Below are 13456 nucleotides of genomic sequence, written 5' to 3'. Positions count from 1 at the left end.
CGAAATAGGGTCATCTAAACTTACAAACAGCCCGTCGCGTTGGTGGCGCGGCGCGCTTTCCATTCCAACGACCACCGCCCCCTCGGACCCGGACTTCCCCCGTCGACGGTGGCCTTCTTGCAGAGGAGGGCAGGTCATGGACGAGGCAAGGCTTCACGAATTCATGGGCAAACTGGTGGGTGACATGGGCGCTGCAGCGACCCTGGCCAATGTCATCCTGGGCGACGAACTTGGGTTGTACCGGGCGATGGCTGACAGCCAGCCGACGACCGCCGAGGCGCTCGCGACAAAGACCGGCTGCCACCCACGGCTGGTACGGGAATGGCTCAATGCCCAAGCAGCATCAGGCTACATGGTCCACGACAAGGGTAGTTTCGTGCTGCCCGAAGAGCAGGCCATGGCCCTGGCGCTGGAAGATTCTCCGGCCTACATGGCCGGTGGCGCAGCGGTGGTGGCGGCGCTGTTTCACGACAAGGACAAGCTGGTCGCAGCCATGCGTGGCGACGGTGGGCTGGCCTGGGGGGACCATCATCCATGCATGTTCAGCGGCACCGAACGGTTCTTCCGGCCGGGTTATCGAACGTTTTTGGTGCCTGAGTGGCTGCCGGCTTTGGATGGCGTGGTGGCCAAGCTGCAAGCCGGTGCCAAGGTGGCCGATGTGGGCTGTGGCCATGGCGCCTCGACGTTGGTCATGGCACAGGCCTTTGAGGCCTCGACCTTCTTCGGCTACGACTATCACGGGCCATCTATCGCGACCGCCAACCAGCGTGCTGATGAGGCGGGCTTGGGTGCCAGGGTGAGTTTCCAGCAGGCTACCGCCAAGGACTATCCGGGCCACGACCATGACCTGGTGTGTTTCTTCGATTGCTTGCACGACATGGGCGACCCGGTGGGTGCTGCGCGGCATGCTTACCGCGCCCTGAAGAGCGACGGGACGGTGATGCTGGTGGAACCGTTTGCCGAGGACTCGCTGGAGGGCAACCTGACGCCGGTCGGGCGCTTGTTCTACGCGGCGTCGACGTTTATCTGCACGCCAAACTCACTGTCTCAGGAGGTGGGGCTGGGGCTCGGCGCCCAAGCCGGGGAAGCGCGCTTGCGGGCAGTGTTCGAGGAGGCGGGGTTCACGCGGTTTCGGCGTGCCACGCAAACGCCGTTCAACCTGATACTGGAAGCACGTAAATAGCGGCCGCCCTTGCCGCAACCTGAGCCGTTGGGCTTTTACGCATTGTAATGCCGCGCCCTGATCGTCAGAATCGCGCCCGGTTGTCGAGAAGGGGCTTACGTTGAACGAACAGACACTTTCCATGCGCCTGGAGCGCGTGGCGGCGCATGTGCCACAGGGCGCGCGCCTGGCCGATATCGGCTCGGACCACGGTTATCTGCCGGTGGCATTGATGCTGCGTGGCGCCATCGAAGCCGGTGTGGCCGGTGAGGTGGCGCACACCCCCTTTGCCTCGGCCCAGCGCAACGTGCGCCGCAACGGCCTGGAGGCACATATCACCATTCGCCTGGCCGATGGGCTGGAAGCGATCGAAATGGGCGACCGGATTTCGGTCGTCAGCCTCTGCGGCATGGGCGGCGACACCATGTGCGAGATTCTCGAACGTGGCAAGCATCGCTTGAGCGGCAGTGAGCGCCTGATCCTGCAACCCAACGGCGGCGAGTGCGCGCTGCGCGGCTGGCTGATGGACAATGGCTATCGGATCGTCAGCGAAGAATTGTTGCGGGAGAACCGTTTCGACTACGAAATCATCGTCGCCGAACCCAGTGAGGCAGTGGCCTATACCGCCGAAGAGCTGTACTTCGGCCCGCTTTTGATGCGCGACAAAGTGCCGGCGTTCGTGACCAAATGGCAGCGCATGCTGCGCCAGAAGCAGCAGACCTTGGCCAACTTCGAGCGCGCCCGGGATGCGATCCCCGAGGAAAAGCGCCGCGATTTCGACCGGCAGATTACCTGGATCACCCAGGTACTGGCCTGAGTCATTGCTGCGAGCAGTTACCCATCTCCCGGTAGTTGACCTCTCGGGTACGGCCCTGATGGTCGACATACACCATGTGCGCGGTGCCTACCTGGCAATCGGCCGCGTTGCTGGCAGGGGTGATGGAGATGACTTTGGCGACATCCAGCGGCATGCCGTACTCGTAGTTACCACTGCTGGCGACCGGCTGGTTTGTGCCCGCGTCGGCAACGGCGCCGAACGAGGCGAGGGTAGCGGCAACGGCAAGGACAGCGATCGAACGTTTCATGGCAGGCGCCTTCTTCAATGTTTTACCAATGATGTATTCATTGGTGATCCACAATAAATGGGCTAAGCCGTGATAGATTCCTGCCTGGAACGTAAGAATAAGACCGATCAAGGAGCACACCCTTCATGGACATGCTGCATGCCATGCGTACCTTCGCCCGTGTGGTGGAGTGCGGCAGCTTCGCTGCGGCCGCCAACGCCTTGGACATTTCTGCGGCGCAGGTGTCGCGCATCGTTGCCGAGCTTGAGAACCAGCTACAGACCCGCCTGCTGCACCGCACCACGCGCCGTTTGCGCATGAGCGAGGCGGGCGAACGCTTTCTTGAGCGCGCGCGACAAATCATGCTGCTGACCGAAGAAGCCGTAGGCGAAGCGCGAGGCGCGCACCTCACGCCCCGTGGCCGCTTGCGCCTGCATTGCCCGCATGGCCTGGGCCTGCTGCTGATGCCGCTGGTGGCTGGCTACAACGCGCTGTGCCCGGACGTGGTGGTCGAGTTGACCCTGTCCCAGCGCAACCCCGACCCCTTGGCCGAAGGGCATGACGTGGTGATCACCGTGGACGGGGCTTTGCCGGATTCGCAATTGATCGCCGTGCCGTTGGGCAACATCTTCAGCATCCCCTGTGCGGCGCCTAGTTACCTGGAGACCTTTGGTGTCCCCGAGCGGCCGGAAGACCTGCATGAACATCGTTGCCTGCGCATGGCGTATCCGATGTATGAGGGGGACTGGGTATTCCCCCAAGGTGTCGATCATTGCGTGATCGCACCGCGCGACAGCTTCCTCACCAATGTGGCCGACGCCATGCTGGTGGCCAGCGAGCTGGGCATGGGCATTGGCCTGCTGCCGTTCTACACCGCCAGCCAGGCGATCGAGCAGGGGCGTCTGCGCCGGCTGTTGGCCCCGTATCGCTTGCGCGAGTGCGCGCTGTATGCGATCTATCCGTCACGGCACTACCTGGATGCCAAAGTGCGTACCTGGATCGACTACCTCAAGGAACAACTGCCCGCGCTGTTCGAGGGGCATGCGCGGACAGTGGATGATGCGCGTTATTGGCGTTGAGGTGTGTTTCTAAAGTCGGCTTAAACCTGTGGGAGCGGGCTTGCCCGGCGAACACCGGCGAAGCCGGTGCCATACACCGCGCGCGCCCTTCGCGGGGCCGTGTTACCCAGCAACTACAGCGGATAGTGCTTGAGCTCCCGCGCAATCAACATCCGCTGGATCTCGCTCGAACCCTCATAGATCTGCGTGATCCGTGCGTCGCGGTAGTGGCGTTCCACCGGGTAATCCTCCAGGTAGCCATAGCCACCATGCACCTGGATGGCCATGGAACACACCCGCTCGGCCATTTCCGAAGCGAACAGCTTGGCCTGGGACGCCTCCGACAGGCACGGCTTGCCAGCACTGCGCAAGCGCGCCGCATGCAGGATCAGCAGGCGTGCGGCATTGACCTGGACCTGCATGTCGGCCAGCAGGTTGGCAATGCTCTGGTGTTCGTTGATCGGCTTGCCGAACTGCACCCGGTCGCGGGAGTAGGCCAGCGCGGCTTCGAAGGCGGCGCGCGCGATGCCCAACGCTTGCGCGGCAATGCCGATACGCCCGCCTTCGAGGTTGGACAGGGCGATGGCCAGCCCCTTGCCGCGTTCACCGAGTAGGTTGGCGGCAGGGATGCGGCAGTTGTCGAGGGTCACCGCGCAGGTGTCGGAAGCCTTGATACCCATCTTGTGCTCACTGCGATCAACCTTGAACCCTGGGTTGTCGGTAGGCACCAGGAAGGCCGACAGGCCTTTCTTGCCCAATTCCGGGTCGGTCACCGCAAAGACGATCGCCAGGCCCGCCCGACGGGCGTTGCTGACAAATTGCTTGGCGCCATTGATCACCCATTCGCCATCCACCAGCTCGGCACGGGTGCGCAGGTTGTGCGCCTCGGAGCCGGCTTGCGGCTCGGTCAGGCAGAAGCAGCCAATCACCTCGCCCGTGGCCAGGCGCGGCAACCAGGCCTGCTGTTGTTCGGCAGTGCCATAGGCCAGCAACGGGCCGCAGCCGACCGAGTTGTGGATGCTCATCATCGCCCCGGTGGCGCCGCAGCCAGCAGCGATTTCTTCCACCGCCAGCGCATAGGCGACGTAATCGGTGTAGCTGCCGCCAAAGTCTTCCGGCACCACCATGCCGAGCAGGCCCAGCTCGCCCATCTTGCGCACCACGCCATCATCGATCCAGCCGGCCTTTTCCCAGGCCTGGGCATGGGGCGCGATTTCGCCACGGGAAAAATCCCGGGCCATGTCGCGGATCATGATCTGCTCTTCGCTCAGTTCGAGGTCTTGCATCTGTGTACTCCCGGGCTCACAGGCCTTCGAAGAATTGGTCGACCCGCTGACGCTCGAGCCCGGCCAGGGTCGGCGGGTTCCAGCGAGGCTGTTTGTCCTTGTCGATGATCAGGGCGCGTACACCCTCGATGATGTCGCCGTGCTGGAACCACTGGCGGTCCAGGTGCAGTTCCATGGCAAAGCACGCCTCAAGCGCCAGGTGGCGGCCGCGGCGCAGCATCTCCAGGGTAACCGCCATGGCCAGTGGCGAGCGGCTTTCCAGCTGGTCGGCGGTGGCCAGGGCCCATTGGTGGCTGTCGCCGAGGCTTACGGCGCGCAGTTGCTCGATGATCGCCGGCAGGTCGGGGAGGGCGAAGAAATGGTCAATGACCGGGCGCAGCTTCTGCAGTGGCGCGTCGTCCAGCACCTGGGTGCCCAACGTGGCCAGCAGGCTTTGCAGGTCCTTGAGCGGGTTGTCGCCGAAGGCTAGTTGATCCAGGCCCTGGTCAAGGGCGGGCAATGTGTCGCTGCTCACGTACCAGTCGGCCAGCCCGCAGTAGAGGGCATCGGCAGCCTGCACCTGGTGGCCGGTAACGCCGAGGTAGATGCCCAGTTCACCTGGGATGCGTGGGAGGAAATAGCTGCCGCCCACGTCTGGGAAATAGCCGATACCGACCTCCGGCATACCCAGCCGGCTGCGCTCGGTGACCACACGCAGGTCACAGCCCTGGGCCAGGCCCATGCCACCGCCGAGGGTGAAACCGTCCATCAGCACCAGTACCGGTTTACGGTAGTGATGGATGCACAGGTCGAGCGCGTATTCCTCGACGAAGAAGTCTTCGTGCAGGTGGTCACCGTTTTTATAGCTGTCATGCAGCGAGCGGATATCGCCACCGGCGCAGAACCCTTTAGGCCCTTCGCCACGTAATACCACCGCGTGCACGTGAGGGTCTTCGGCCCACTGGTCGAAATGCTGGCGCAGGCTGCGCACCATGTCCAGGGTGAGGGCATTGAGGCCGGCGGGGCGGTTGAGGGTGAGGTGGCCGATCTGGTTACGGACCTCGGCCAAGACATGATCCGTTGCCGAAGTGTGAGCGTGCGCGGTCATCGCGTTCTCCCTGCTTTGTTATTGATTTTCCAAGTGAAGTCTGGAGTTCGCTGGAGGATCGCTGGATCCTGGCATGCGAATTTGTCGTGCACAATCGGTAAATCTGCAGGGGTGTTCTGCATTTTTGCCTTGTGCATAGGCTGAGCCTTGCAGCGCCTATGAGATCGAGCGCCACTAATATCACGCCCTACAGCGCCAAGCCCACTCCCGCAATTCATTAACCTGAGCGTAACGATCACGCACCCAGCTTGATTGATGCGCAAACCCGCCTCGCCCTAAGGTGGCCCCACGACAGCGAACCCGTGGAGTCACCATGACAACAACGAAGAATCCACCGCCGCAATGGTCGCGCCGGCGCGCCGAGAAACAGCGCCGCCTTGACCGGGTCCGGCACCTCGCCGACGGCGTGGTGCTGCCCACCGCGCGTATCGTCGAGGCCCTGGAGCTGTTGCTCGCCCCCGGAGACCGGGTGGTGCTTGAAGGCAACAACCAGAAGCAGGCCGATTTTCTCTCGCGCTCACTCGCCAAGGTCGACCCCACGCGGCTGCACGACCTGCACATGATCATGCCCAGCGTCAGCCGTGCCGAGCATCTGGACCTGTTCGAACGCGGCATCGCGCGCAGGCTCGATTTCTCTTTCGCCGGGCCACAGAGCCTGCGTATCGGGCAGTTGCTGGAAGACGGCCTGCTCGAAGTCGGCGCCATCCACACCTACATCGAGCTGTACTCGCGGCTGCTGGTCGACCTCATCCCCAACGTGACGCTGGTCGCAGGCTTCATGGCCGACCGGGATGGCAACCTCTTTACCGGCCCCAGCACCGAAGACACCCCGGCCCTGGTGGAACCCGCCGCGTTCAGCGATGGCATCGTCATCGCCCAGGTCAACCAGTTGGTGGATCGGGTCGATGACCTGCCGCGCGTCGATATCCCCGCGTCCTGGGTCGATTTCGTGGTGGTCGCCGATCAGCCGTTCTACATCGAGCCGTTGTTCACCCGCGACCCGCGCCACATCAAGCCGGTGCATGTGCTGATGGCGATGATGGCAATCCGCGGTATCTATGAAAAACATCAGGTGCAGTCGCTGAACCACGGCATCGGGTTCAATACGGCGGCCATCGAGCTGATTTTGCCGACCTATGGCCAGTCCCTGGGCCTGAAAGGCAAGATCTGCCGTAACTGGACACTTAACCCTCACCCCACCCTGATTCCCGCCATCGAGACGGGCTGGGTCGAAAGCGTGCATTGCTTTGGCACCGAACTGGGCATGGAGGACTACATTGCCCAGCGCCCGGACGTGTTCTTCACCGGCCGTGATGGCTCGTTGCGTTCCAACCGCATGATGTGCCAGCTGGCCGGGCAGTACGCCGTCGACCTGTTCATCGGTGCCACCTTGCAGGTGGATGGCGATGGTCATTCCTCGACCGTGACCCGCGGCCGCCTGGCGGGCTTCGGCGGTGCGCCGAACATGGGGCACGACCCCCGTGGCCGCCGCCATGCAACACCGGCGTGGCTCGACATGACCGTGCCCGAAACGATGCTCGAGCGCGGCCGCAAGCTGGTGGTGCAGATGGTCGAAACCTATCAGGAAGGCGGCAAGCCCACCTTCGTCGAAACCCTCGATGCGGTCGAAGTGGCCAAAAAAGCGGGCATGCCGCTGGCACCGGTGATGATTTACGGCGACGACGTCACCCACTTGCTCACCGAGGAGGGCATCGCCTACCTGTACAAGGCCAGGTCCCTCGAAGAGCGTCAGCAGATGATCGCGGCCGTGGCCGGTGTCACCGCGATTGGCCTGCGGCATGACCCCAAAGACACCCAGCGCCTGCGCCAGCAGGGCCTGGTGGCATTGCCCGAAGACCTGGGTATCCGCCGCACCGATGCTAGCCGTGAACTGCTGGCCGCGCGCAGTATCGCCGACCTGGTCGAATGGTCCGGCGGCCTGTACAACCCGCCCGCACGGTTCAGGAGCTGGTAATGAAAGCACTCGACTTGCAATCTCATGGGCTTCTTCGCGAGCAAGCTCGCTCCCACAGGTACATTGCAGGCCTTGAAGCCTGTGGAGCCATCACAGGCCTTGAAGTCAGTGGGGCCTCTGTGGGAGCGGGCTTGCCCGCGAAGAGGGCTGCACAGACAACCGAGATCCCTCTGGCCGACCACCTGGCGGATTTGGCAGTAGAAGCCCTCATCGACGAAGCCGACTTGTCGCCCAAACCGGGCCTGGTAGACCGTCGCAGCAACGGCGCCCACACGGACATGACGCTGGCATTGATGCATGCATCGGCGCTGGCCCTGTGGCCGTGCCTGCGGCAAATGGCCGAAACGGCCGAGGCCATCGGCGAAGTCGGCCAGCCCTTGCGCACCGCACTAGGGCGCATTGGCCGCGAAGGCGAGGCCGCGATGCTGGCGACCACGGGAGGGGTAAACACCCACCGAGGCGCAATCTGGGCCTTGGGCCTGCTGGTGGCAGCCCGCGCCCTGGATGGCCAGGTACACCCCTGCGCCCTGGCTGCCCGCGCCGGGCGCATCGCGCTGATCGACGACCCGGGTGCCACCCCTGGCGACAGCCATGGTGCCCAGATCAAGCGCCGTTATGGCAGCGGCGGTGCCCGTGAGCAGGCGCAGCTGGGCTTCCCCGCCGTCATCGCGCACGGCCTGCCACAGCTGCAGCGCAGTCGTGCCCTCGGTGCCAGCGAAACCCACGCGCGGCTCGACGCCTTGCTGGCGATCATGGCGGCGCTGGCTGATACCTGCGTCCTTTGGCGCGCAGGGCCTCAAGGACTGGCCAGCGTCCAGCAGGGCGCCCGTGGCGTACTGGATGCCGGCGGCAGCGCCACGCTGGACGGGCGCCGGCAACTGCGCCTGTTGGACCAGCAATTGCTGCAACTCAATGCCTCTCCGGGTGGCGCCGCCGACCTGTTGGCGGCCTGCCTGTTCCTCGACAATGCCGGGAGCCTGTGACATGGAAACCCTGACCTTTCAATTCCCTGCCGCCGCGCCGGGCCGTGGCCGCACCGTGGTCGGCTGCGTCAGCTCCGGCGACCTTGAAGTGCTGATCGAGCCTGGCATCGCCGGTAGCCTGCAGATTCAGGTCGTGACCTCGGTCAACGGCAGTGGCGCTCGCTGGGCACAGCTGTTCCAGCGCTTGTTCGAAGGCCGCCAATGGCCGGCTGTGAACATCGACATCCACGATTTTGGCGCCACCCCCGGCGTCGTGCGCTTGCGGCTGGAGCAAGGCTTCGAGGAGATCGCCCCATGACTGACATCGAACGCTTGCTGCAAAGCCGCAGCTTTGTCGAACTGGGCGCGCGCCAGCGAGCACGCGCCGTGCTCGACCCAGGCAGCTTCCGCGAACTGCTGGGCCCGTTCGACCGGCTCATGTCACCTTGGCTCCCGCGCCAGGGCATCGTGCCCCAGGCCGATGATGGCGTGGTCATCGCCAAAGGCCGTCTCAATGGCCGCACTACGGTAGTCGCCGCCATCGAAGGTGGGTTCCAGGGCGGCAGCCTGGGCGAGGTGGGTGGGGCCAAGATCGCCGGGGCGCTGGAGCTGGCCATTGAAGACAACCGTAACGGCATCCCCACCTGCGCCGTGTTGCTGCTGGAAACCGGGGGCGTACGCCTGCAGGAAGCCAACCTGGGCCTGGCAGCGATTGCCGAGATCCAGGCCGCGATCGTCGAGTTGCGTAGCTACCAGCCGGTGATTGGCCTGATCGCCGGCTCAGTCGGCTGCTTCGGTGGCATGTCCATCGCGGCCGGGCTGTGCAGCCACTTGCTGGCCACCCGCGAGGCGCGGCTGGGCCTCAACGGCCCGCAGGTGATCGAGCAAGAAGCCGGCATCGCCGAATACGACGCCAAGGACCGGCCCTTCATCTGGAGCCTGACCGGCGGCGAGCAGCGCCATGCCAGTGGGCTGGTGGACGGCTACGTGGCCGATGAGGTGGATGCGATACGCCAGCAGCTTGTGCAACTGCTCGACACCCCCGGCGCAGACCGAGCCCGGCGCCACGCCTGGTTCCTCGAACGGCTATCGCGCCTGGGCGATGACTGCCCGCAACTGGATGCCGCCGCCGTGCGCACCCTCTATCAAGGAGAAGCCAAATGAACCGTGCCATGAACTGGTTGCCGGGCCTGGCCGGCGGGCAAGCGTTGCCGGGCTACCCCGCCTCGCTGCAGGTGATCGATGGCGAACTGGGCAACCGGCTGGCACGCTTCATCGCCGTGGTGCCGGATGCGCACAACCCGTTCCCCCGGGCGCGCGCGGGCGAAGTTGGGCTGCTGGAGGGCTGGGGGCTGGCCAAGGCGGTGAGCGAGGCAGTCGAGGCGGACCGCCAGGGCGAAAAGCGAGCCATCGTCGCCGTCATCGATGTGCCGAGCCAGGCCTATGGCCGCCGCGAAGAAGCGCTGGGGATTCACCAGGCCCTTGCTGGCGCGGTGCAGGCGTATGCCGAGGCGCGCCTGGCCGGGCACCCGGTGATTGGTCTGCTGGTCGGCAAGGCGATGTCCGGCGCGTTCCTCGCGCACGGTTATCAAGCCCAGCGCCTGATCGCATTGGACGACGCCGGGGTGATGGTGCATGCCATGGGCAAGGCCGCCGCTGCGCGCATTACCCTGCGCAGCGTCGAAGCGCTGGAGGCCCTGGCCGCCGAAGTGCCGCCGATGGCTTACGACCTCGACAGCTACGCCTCGCTGGGTTTGCTATGGCGACGCCTCGGCGTAGACAACGCGCAGACACCGAGTGCGGCCGACCTGGCCAAGGTGCGTGCCTGCCTGGCCGAAGCGGTGCGCGACATCGGCAATTCGACCGACCTGGCATCGCGGCTGGCGGGTGAAAACCGGCGTGCCTCCCGCGAGGTGCGCGAACACCTGCGCCGTCAGTGGCAGGGGGCTTGAGATGAGCCTGCCACGCGCCCACGACCTGCTCTGGGGCATGCCCCTGACTGCACTGCCTGGCGGTGCCCCGCACTGGGCGTTGCTGGGGGTGGCAAGCGGTCAACCTGTGGTGGTGCGCCGCGCAGCCTGCGCTGACGGCTGGGTGGCGGTGGGCGTGCGCGGTCTGCGCCGGGACCAGCGGCTGGGCACGCAGATGCGCCTGGCCGATATCCAGCGCCTGCAAAGCCCCGAGGCCTTGCGTTGGCAAGCCGCGAGCCCGTGGCCTGCGCTACAGGCCTTGGTCGCGGTGGCCCCGCTTTTGGAAACCACCGGGCTGGCCTGGGGGCCTACGGGCGGGGTGGGGTATCAACTGGCCACGGGCATTGGCGTGCTGCACCTGGCCAGTGACCTGGACCTGGTCGTGCGCACGCCGCACCCCCTGGCACGCGCCAAGGCCCGAGAACTGCTGGACGTTCTGAACTGCGCGCCGTGCCGTATCGACGTGCAACTGGAAACACCGGCAGGCGCTGTCGCCCTGCGCGAGTGGGCAGGCAGTGCCCGGCGCGTACTGCTCAAGTCGCTCCTCGGCGCACACCTGGTGGCCGACCCCTGGGCTGCCCTGGAGTGCACGGCATGAGCAGCCTGTTCGCGTTCCCCGGCCAGGGCGCCCAGCAGGTGGGCATGTTGCATCGCTTGCCTGAAGGGGCTGCCCAATGGCTGGAAGAAGCCAGTGACACCTTGGGGCAGAACGCTCTGGGCCTGGACAGCCAGCAGGCGTTGCAAGGCACCCGTGCGGTGCAGCTTTGCCTGCTGCTGACCGGGGTGGCCTGGGCCCGCTGGTTGATGCAGCACAGCCCCGCCCCGGACTACGTGGCAGGCCTGTCTATTGGCGCCTATCCCGCTGCGGTCACGGCCGGGGCCTTGGCGTTCGCCGATGCGGTGCGCCTGGTCGCGCTGAGGGGCGAGTTGATGCAGGGCGCCTATCCGCAGGGGTACGGCATGACCGCCCTGAGCGGCCTGGACCTGGCCAGTGTCGAGCGCTTGCTGCGTGATGCTGGCGGCGAGGTGTACGTCGCCAATCTCAACAGTGAAAACCAGATCGTCATTGCCGGTAGCGAGGCGGCCATGGCAGCGGTGGTACGCCGTGCACGCAGCCTGGGCCAAGGGGTTGCACGGCGCCTGGCGGTCAGCGTGCCGTCCCATTGCCCGCTGCTCGCAGGCCCGGCTGCGGAACTTGCCGAGGCCTTTGCGGCGGTCGAGGTGCGACGGCCATCGATTACCTACCTGAGTGGCAGCAGTGCTCGGCCGATTTTCGACCCGCAGCGCTTGCGCGATGATCTGGCCGGCAACATGGCACGGGTGGTGGACTGGCGCGCGACGTTGCGCACCGCCTATGAACGCGGGGTACGCCTGCACCTGGAAGTGCCGCCGGGCAGCGTGCTGAGCGGCCTGGCGCGCCCGGTATTCGCCGACGGCAGGGTGCTGGCCATCGAGTCCACCCGGCTGGACAGTATCGACGCACTGTTGCGTCAGGAGGTGGCCTGCAACCGCTGAAGACGCTGTGCAACGCGAAGGACAACAACAAGCAACTTCGACAACACCTGAGGACAACAACAATGATTATTTACGGTGTGGCTCTGCTGGCGGTGTGCACGCTTGCCGGCGTTATCGTCGGCGACTTCCTGGGCGTGCTGTTGGGCGTCAAATCCAATGTGGGCGGGGTCGGCATCGCCATGATCCTGCTGATCTGTGCGCGGCTGTACATGCACCGCCATGGCGGCATGAGCAAGGAGTGCGAGTTCGGTGTCGGCTTCTGGGGCGCCATGTACATTCCAGTGGTGGTGGCCATGGCCGCCCAGCAGAACGTAGTCACCGCATTGCACGGTGGGCCCGTAGCCGTGTTGGCGGCGGTGGGCGCGGTACTGGTGTGCGGTGCGACCATCGCGCTGATCAGCCGCAGCCACCGCGGTGAACCGTTGCCCGCACTTGAACCTGCCCCCGAAACTCACGAGCAGGTTGCCCCTGCTGGAGGTCGTTGAACATGTGGCCGATCATTGAAAATGCCCTGGAACACAACGGCCTGATCACGGCGTTCGCGGTGGTGGGGGCGATCATGTGGTTGTCGGTACTGTTGTCGAAATACCTGACCTTTGGCCGGGTGCACGGCTCGGCGATCGCCATTGTCATCGGCCTGGTGCTGGCCTGGGTCGGTGGCACCGTCACTGGTGGGCAAAAAGGCCTGGCAGACATGGCGCTGTTTTCTGGCATCGGCCTGATGGGTGGGGCGATGCTGCGTGATTTCGCCATCGTCGCCACCGCATTCGAGGTGCAAGCCACCGAGGCGCGCAAGGCCGGCATGATTGGCGCCGTGGCGTTGCTGCTGGGCACGGTGCTGCCGTTTATTGTCGGCGTGGCGGTGGCCTATGCGTTCGGCTATCGCGATGCCGTGAGCATGACCACCATTGGCGCGGGCGCGGTGACCTACATCGTCGGGCCGGTGACTGGAGCGGCTTTGGGCGCGAGCTCCGAGGTGATGGCATTGTCGATTGCCACCGGGTTGATCAAGGCGATCCTGGTCATGGTGTTCACACCTGTGTCGGCGCGCCTGCTGGCCTTGGACAATCCGCGTTCGGCCATGGTGTTCGGTGGCCTGGCAGGAACGGTATCGGGGGTGACCGCAGGGTTGGCGGCAACGGACCGACGGCTGGTGCCGTATGGCGCGTTGACGGCGACGTTCCATACCGGCTTGGGGTGCTTGATGGGGCCTTCGATACTGTATTTCTGCGTGCGCGGGTTGGTGGGTTGATCCACCGGGTGATGGGCTGCCTGGCAGCCCCGTCCCCCGAATCGGGGAATGCCGTTGGGGAATCCTCCCCAATCTGTTTCGGTTGACCCTGTAACTCACCGAAAAATATAACAATTCTCATCTGG

At 65.0% G+C, this 13456-nt stretch carries 15 protein-coding genes; 12 read left to right on the top strand and 3 right to left on the bottom strand.

Features of this window, described 5'->3' with window-relative positions; translation table 11 throughout:
• The first annotated feature begins 136 nt into the window (after positions 1 to 136).
• Positions 137 to 1183, top strand: a complete 1047-nt coding sequence (locus OGV19_RS11660; RefSeq protein WP_264313503.1) for a class I SAM-dependent methyltransferase — start codon at positions 137 to 139, stop codon at positions 1181 to 1183.
• A gap of 100 nt (positions 1184 to 1283) precedes the next feature.
• On the top strand, positions 1284 to 1979 hold the full coding sequence (locus OGV19_RS11655) for a tRNA (adenine(22)-N(1))-methyltransferase (protein WP_264313502.1): 696 nt from the start codon (positions 1284 to 1286) through the stop codon (positions 1977 to 1979).
• Between the two features lies 1 nt (position 1980).
• Here OGV19_RS11655 and OGV19_RS11650 read toward each other — a convergent pair whose 3' ends face one another.
• Positions 1981 to 2247 (bottom strand): DUF2790 domain-containing protein, encoded by a 267-nt coding sequence (locus tag OGV19_RS11650; RefSeq protein ID WP_264313501.1) that lies wholly within the window; start codon positions 2245 to 2247, stop codon positions 1981 to 1983.
• Positions 2248 to 2372: 125 nt separating this feature from the next.
• Between OGV19_RS11650 and OGV19_RS11645 the strand changes: the two genes are divergently transcribed.
• A complete protein-coding gene (locus OGV19_RS11645) occupies positions 2373 to 3305 on the top strand; it encodes a LysR family transcriptional regulator (RefSeq protein WP_264313500.1) in 933 nt (310 codons plus the stop codon).
• Between the two features lie 113 nt (positions 3306 to 3418).
• On the opposite strand, the gene OGV19_RS11640 is transcribed toward OGV19_RS11645, so the two are convergent.
• Entirely contained in the window at positions 3419 to 4570 is a 1152-nt protein-coding gene (locus OGV19_RS11640; protein WP_264313499.1) for an acyl-CoA dehydrogenase family protein, read from the bottom strand.
• A 16-nt stretch (positions 4571 to 4586) separates the two neighbouring features.
• Positions 4587 to 5657 (bottom strand): enoyl-CoA hydratase/isomerase family protein, encoded by a 1071-nt coding sequence (locus OGV19_RS11635; RefSeq protein ID WP_264313498.1) that lies wholly within the window; start codon positions 5655 to 5657, stop codon positions 4587 to 4589.
• A gap of 313 nt (positions 5658 to 5970) precedes the next feature.
• Here OGV19_RS11635 and mdcA point away from each other — a divergent pair, with 313 nt between their 5' ends.
• The 9 genes from mdcA (at position 5971) to madM (ending at position 13331) form a co-directional block, all read left to right on the top strand.
• Positions 5971 to 7632 (top strand): malonate decarboxylase subunit alpha, encoded by a 1662-nt coding sequence (gene mdcA / locus OGV19_RS11630; RefSeq protein ID WP_264313497.1) that lies wholly within the window; start codon positions 5971 to 5973, stop codon positions 7630 to 7632.
• Positions 7632 to 8615, top strand: coding sequence for a triphosphoribosyl-dephospho-CoA synthase (locus OGV19_RS11625; RefSeq protein WP_264313496.1), 984 nt, complete (start codon positions 7632 to 7634; stop codon positions 8613 to 8615). Before mdcA ends, OGV19_RS11625 begins: the two co-directional genes overlap by 1 nt.
• Before the next feature lies 1 nt (position 8616).
• A complete protein-coding gene (locus OGV19_RS11620) occupies positions 8617 to 8913 on the top strand; it encodes a malonate decarboxylase subunit delta (RefSeq protein WP_264313495.1) in 297 nt (98 codons plus the stop codon).
• Entirely contained in the window at positions 8910 to 9758 is an 849-nt protein-coding gene (locus tag OGV19_RS11615; RefSeq protein WP_264313494.1) for a biotin-independent malonate decarboxylase subunit beta, read from the top strand. The genes OGV19_RS11620 and OGV19_RS11615 overlap by 4 nt, the downstream gene beginning before the upstream one ends.
• Positions 9755 to 10546, top strand: a complete 792-nt coding sequence (mdcE, locus tag OGV19_RS11610; RefSeq protein ID WP_264313493.1) for a biotin-independent malonate decarboxylase subunit gamma — start codon at positions 9755 to 9757, stop codon at positions 10544 to 10546. The genes OGV19_RS11615 and mdcE overlap by 4 nt, the downstream gene beginning before the upstream one ends.
• Position 10547: 1 nt before the next feature.
• Positions 10548 to 11162, top strand: a complete 615-nt coding sequence (locus OGV19_RS11605) for a malonate decarboxylase holo-ACP synthase (protein ID WP_264313492.1) — start codon at positions 10548 to 10550, stop codon at positions 11160 to 11162.
• Complete coding sequence (gene mdcH / locus OGV19_RS11600; RefSeq protein ID WP_264313491.1) at positions 11159 to 12079, top strand: malonate decarboxylase subunit epsilon; 921 nt, start codon at positions 11159 to 11161, stop codon at positions 12077 to 12079. The genes OGV19_RS11605 and mdcH overlap by 4 nt, the downstream gene beginning before the upstream one ends.
• 62 nt (positions 12080 to 12141) lie before the next feature.
• Positions 12142 to 12564, top strand: a complete 423-nt coding sequence (gene madL / locus OGV19_RS11595) for a malonate transporter subunit MadL (RefSeq protein ID WP_264313490.1) — start codon at positions 12142 to 12144, stop codon at positions 12562 to 12564.
• 2 nt (positions 12565 to 12566) lie between these two features.
• The gene (madM, locus tag OGV19_RS11590) at positions 12567 to 13331 is read left to right on the top strand and encodes a malonate transporter subunit MadM (protein ID WP_264313489.1); all 765 of its coding nucleotides are present in this window, start codon (positions 12567 to 12569) and stop codon (positions 13329 to 13331) included.
• The last annotated feature ends 125 nt before the right edge of the window (positions 13332 to 13456 follow it).

This window comes from Pseudomonas putida (assembly GCF_025905425.1).
In the GTDB taxonomy this organism is placed as follows: domain Bacteria; phylum Pseudomonadota; class Gammaproteobacteria; order Pseudomonadales; family Pseudomonadaceae; genus Aquipseudomonas; species Aquipseudomonas putida_AF.
This window is presented reverse-complemented; position numbering and strand designations above follow the sequence as displayed.

What these genes read in the sequence shown, in the direction of transcription:
- madM (WP_264313489.1), top strand. Translation starts at nt 12,567, where the DNA reads ATGTGGCCGATCATTGAAAATGCCCTGGAACACAACGGCCTGATCACG.
- madL (WP_264313490.1), top strand. Translation starts at nt 12,142, where the DNA reads ATGATTATTTACGGTGTGGCTCTGCTGGCGGTGTGCACGCTTGCCGGC.
- OGV19_RS11650 (WP_264313501.1), bottom strand. Translation starts at nt 2,247, where the DNA reads ATGAAACGTTCGATCGCTGTCCTTGCCGTTGCCGCTACCCTCGCCTCG.
- mdcH (WP_264313491.1), top strand. Translation starts at nt 11,159, where the DNA reads ATGAGCAGCCTGTTCGCGTTCCCCGGCCAGGGCGCCCAGCAGGTGGGC.
- OGV19_RS11635 (WP_264313498.1), bottom strand. Translation starts at nt 5,657, where the DNA reads ATGACCGCGCACGCTCACACTTCGGCAACGGATCATGTCTTGGCCGAG.
- mdcE (WP_264313493.1), top strand. Translation starts at nt 9,755, where the DNA reads ATGAACCGTGCCATGAACTGGTTGCCGGGCCTGGCCGGCGGGCAAGCG.
- OGV19_RS11660 (WP_264313503.1), top strand. Translation starts at nt 137, where the DNA reads ATGGACGAGGCAAGGCTTCACGAATTCATGGGCAAACTGGTGGGTGAC.
- mdcA (WP_264313497.1), top strand. Translation starts at nt 5,971, where the DNA reads ATGACAACAACGAAGAATCCACCGCCGCAATGGTCGCGCCGGCGCGCC.
- OGV19_RS11640 (WP_264313499.1), bottom strand. Translation starts at nt 4,570, where the DNA reads ATGCAAGACCTCGAACTGAGCGAAGAGCAGATCATGATCCGCGACATG.
- OGV19_RS11625 (WP_264313496.1), top strand. Translation starts at nt 7,632, where the DNA reads ATGAAAGCACTCGACTTGCAATCTCATGGGCTTCTTCGCGAGCAAGCT.
- OGV19_RS11615 (WP_264313494.1), top strand. Translation starts at nt 8,910, where the DNA reads ATGACTGACATCGAACGCTTGCTGCAAAGCCGCAGCTTTGTCGAACTG.
- OGV19_RS11605 (WP_264313492.1), top strand. Translation starts at nt 10,548, where the DNA reads ATGAGCCTGCCACGCGCCCACGACCTGCTCTGGGGCATGCCCCTGACT.
- OGV19_RS11620 (WP_264313495.1), top strand. Translation starts at nt 8,617, where the DNA reads ATGGAAACCCTGACCTTTCAATTCCCTGCCGCCGCGCCGGGCCGTGGC.
- OGV19_RS11645 (WP_264313500.1), top strand. Translation starts at nt 2,373, where the DNA reads ATGGACATGCTGCATGCCATGCGTACCTTCGCCCGTGTGGTGGAGTGC.